The organism is Aquiflexum sp. (assembly GCF_977115555.1).
In genome coordinates this window covers 1-3711 of sequence record NZ_CDSBKL010000390.1, presented here as the reverse complement: position 1 = coordinate 3711, position 3711 = coordinate 1, and the positions used below count along the sequence as shown (strand labels likewise).

Sequence of the window (3711 nt, the reverse complement as noted above, 5' to 3'; positions counted from 1 at the left end):
CTGTGAATAGATTAATATCACAAAGTAACAAAGGTGACAAAAGACAGGCCTTTGTTTTCTTTTGTTCCTTTGTGGTTGATAAATGACCGTCAGGATTTAGATATTTTCAGATTAGATAACCTTCGCAATTCCGGACTTTGCCCCGAAATAGATAAACAACACCGAACAGGTGAGCATCAGATAAATCAAAAAATTCCAATCATGAAAAATATCAAAGGTGATCCCAAACAACAAGGGACCCAAGGCTGCAAGGTAATAACCGGTGGATTGGACCATTCCCGAAAGCGAGGCAGTGGTTTTTTGGTGGTGGGTACGCAATCCGATCAGTGTGTAGGCTAAGGAAACACTTGAACCCAATCCCAAGCCTGCCAATGCCAATCCTGCATAATTGATCCAATGAACCTGACTGAACAAGGAGGAAAAGCCAAGCAAATACATGCAGCCGATCACAACGACAATGCCGACTTGGTCCTTAAACCTGACCGCAATCATCGGTGCCAAAAATGATCCGATCAACCCGATCATCTGCATAATTGATAAAATCAAGCCTGCTTTGACCGGAGAAAATCCCTTTGCAATCAACATGTCAGGAAGCCAGGCGATAATGGTGAAATACAGCAGGGATTGCACACCCATGAATAAGCAGACATTCCAGGCAAGACGGGATTTCCAGACATTCACTTTAGGATGGGTATCTGTAGTCTTCTTGTTTTTGGGATGCAGCTTGACCTGAGGCCACCAAATCAAAATCCCCATGACCAACAATCCCGCCCAAGTCAACAGCGATCCTCTCCATCCCCAACCCAAGTCAATGGCCATCGGGGCTGAAATGCCGGATGCCACGGCAGCAAATAAACTCATGCCTGTGGTATAAGACGCAGTAATCAGCCCGATTTGGCTGGGCAAAAGGTGCTTGATCAAAGGAATCAACAATACATTGCAGATGACAATCCCGATACCGGTCAAGCCTGTCCCGATAAAAAGCCATGTTGCCCCTCCCTGAACCCTGATGACTGTTCCTATCAGAATCAAAACCAAAGCAATAAGGATCGCTTTGGTATTTCCCCATATCTTGCCAATCCCTGCCGAAAAAAGAGAGAAAGTCGCAAAAGTCAAGAGAGGCAAAGTCGTCAGAAATCCTGCCCAACCATTGGAAAGACCCAAGTCCTCCCGGATCATGGGTATCAATGGTCCGACGGCAGTAATGGAAGGCCGCAAGTTGAAAGAAACCAACAAAATCCCCAAAATTAGGAACCAGGGTTTTTTGTAGAAGGGTGTTGGCGATTGCATTCTGAAGCTAAAGAATCAAGAGTCAAAGAATGTTAAAATTAGCTGAAATCTCTTAAGGAAAATACCAATGATTTTCGAAACTAGAATTCCATCAACATTTAGTATAAAAAAGGCTTCTGAATTTTTGACTAAATCAAACCAGATGGATTTTACTCTGTTCCAATAAGATCCTAAAAATCAAACCCAAAATGCAATCCAAAATTCAATACCCTCATATTGACAGTGTCAGGGGAACGCCATTCTGCACTTCCACCTGGACTAATAACAAGGGTTAGGTCATAATCAAAATCAGAAAAAAGATAAGCTATGCTTCCTCCTACGTGAAATCGCTCTGTTAAATGATAACAAAAAGACGATTCTGTTTTTGAAAACCAAGAAGTCAAATCTTCGGTGGCATAAAAATGTCTGAAAAATAATGGTACCCCAGGTCCTAAAATTTCCATCTCAAAAAATGGAAAATCCATTCTTGAAAACCCTACAGCCTGAGAAATCCTAAAATCCCACTGTCCTTTGATTTTCTGAAATCCTATGATAGGAGCAAGAAAGGTGCTTTTGTAATCTTCTTGACTCATATTGAATTTTAGAGGCACACTGTAATTCCCTTCTAGACCGACCAAAAACTCATTTACAGTATTCAGATCTAATGGGTTAGAAATTGCCAAAGCAGTTACACCTACAAAAAAAGATTGGGTCAGATTGTAAGTGATTTCTCCTCCATAAAATAATCCGGGCTTGGCAAATCCGTTTCCTTCCTTGGTGAAAACGCCTATATATTGACTCTCATTTTCATATTCATCTGGTCTTGTAAGATTGTCTGTAGAATTGTTAGCAAAAGCTCCAACAGGCACAGCGGCACCACCTTTCAACTCGATCCTAAACCTCCCAAAATCTGCTGATTCCTGAGACCAAGCTGACTGAAAGCTGAATAAAAATCCAAAAATGAGAAAGATATACTTTGGGTTCATTTAAAACTGATTTGACTTTAATCTTAGGTAAGAAATGTTATATTTCCTATTCTTTACCAAAGATATTTTTTAAAGTCCTAGTTTTATTTTTAATCTTTTTTAGAACAATTTTTCAATTTTGCAATCTTCCAAATCTACACTACGAATTCTCCTCCACCAAATCTTTGACACAGGCTACCCAGGTATCCCGGGAGTTTAAGCTGGGAACAAGGTCCCATTTTTCACCGCCAAGCTCTTCAAATTGCTCCTTGTATTCTTCGCCTACTTCCACGGTAGTTTCCAGGCAATCCGCCACAAATGCCGGGGAGAAAACGAGTACTTTTTTTACTCCTTTTGCGGATAATTCCTTGATCAGATCTTCGGTATAGGGTTTGATCCAAGGGTCTTTGCCGAGTCGGGACTGGAAGCAGGTCACTACTTTATCTTCCGGCAAACCCAATTTGGCAGCGATCAGCCTCGTGGTGTGGAAGCATTGACCGCGGTAGCAGAACTGGTTTTTCTTGGTATAGTTGCCACAGCATTTGTCACTGAGTTGGCAGTATCCATCCACAGAACCTTTTCGGATCTGTCGCTCAGGCAGTCCATGGTATGAAAAAAGGTAGGTATCGTATTCTTCCTTTTCCATCATTTCCTTTCCCAATTCTGTCCATGCTTCCACAAAAAGGGGATGGTCAACAAAGTTGTTGATGAAAGTGATATTGGGGATAATCTGCCAAGTGCGGGCGATTTCCATGACCTTGTCTACCACAGAACCGTTGGTAGCGGAAGCATATTGTGGGAAAAGCGGGAGAACGATGATTTTTTTGACATTGGCTTTGTTCAGCTTTTCCAGGCCTTGTTCGATACTTGGCGTTTGGTAGCGCATGGCAAATTCCACATGGTATTTTTCTCCATCCAAGACTTTGATGAGTTTGTCGGTCAGGTCTACGGTATGGTACATCAGCGGGGAACCCCTTTCAGTAAAAAGTTTGCGGTATTCATGTGCGGATTTTGGAGCACGGAATGGTGCGATGATGAGGTTGACCAATGCCCATCTTGGGATAAAAGGGAAATCGATTACCCTTCCATCCATCAAAAATTCTCTCAAATACTTCCTGACATCTCCCGTAGCCGTACTGTCGGGAGTCCCGAGGTTGACCAATAGTACACCGATCTTTGCTTTATTTTTGCTCATGTTAAATAGAATGTTCTATAAATTTCTTCTTGTGTTGATTTCAAAATTGGAGTTAAATCCTGATCCAGACCAGGATATTAATTGATACTGGATATTTATTGATATTATCCCTTAGGTTGGTTTGGAATAAAGTCCAATCCTATTCTAGGACATAGATTTTTTACAATATTTTGGAAACAGTGCATCTGATAATAATGAGAACCAAATAACAGGCTTTTGGTTGGAATTTGCCAATGGAATTGGATAAAGAGTAGGTTTAACATGACCTATAACTTCTGAGAT

Annotated in this window: 3 protein-coding genes; all 3 read right to left on the bottom strand. The window is 41.4% G+C overall.

Annotated elements, in window-relative coordinates:
- Positions 1-111: 111 nt before the first annotated feature.
- Positions 112-1290: a CynX/NimT family MFS transporter gene (locus ACZFYI_RS17165; protein WP_462525354.1), complete on the bottom strand. Its 1179-nt coding sequence runs from the start codon at positions 1288-1290 to the stop codon at positions 112-114.
- A 170-nt stretch (positions 1291-1460) separates the two neighbouring features.
- Positions 1461-2255: a hypothetical protein gene (locus tag ACZFYI_RS17160; protein WP_462525353.1), complete on the bottom strand. Its 795-nt coding sequence runs from the start codon at positions 2253-2255 to the stop codon at positions 1461-1463.
- 139 nt (positions 2256-2394) lie between these two features.
- The gene (gene hemH / locus ACZFYI_RS17155; RefSeq protein WP_462525352.1) at positions 2395-3429 is read right to left on the bottom strand and encodes a ferrochelatase; all 1035 of its coding nucleotides are present in this window, start codon (positions 3427-3429) and stop codon (positions 2395-2397) included.
- Positions 3430-3711: the final 282 nt, after the last annotated feature.

Bases quoted from the DNA above. Each gene is read 5' to 3' on its own strand.
- ACZFYI_RS17165 (WP_462525354.1), bottom strand. From the start codon at position 1,290: ATGCAATCGCCAACACCCTTCTACAAAAAACCCTGGTTCCTAATTTTG.
- hemH (WP_462525352.1), bottom strand. From the start codon at position 3,429: ATGAGCAAAAATAAAGCAAAGATCGGTGTACTATTGGTCAACCTCGGG.
- ACZFYI_RS17160 (WP_462525353.1), bottom strand. From the start codon at position 2,255: ATGAACCCAAAGTATATCTTTCTCATTTTTGGATTTTTATTCAGCTTT.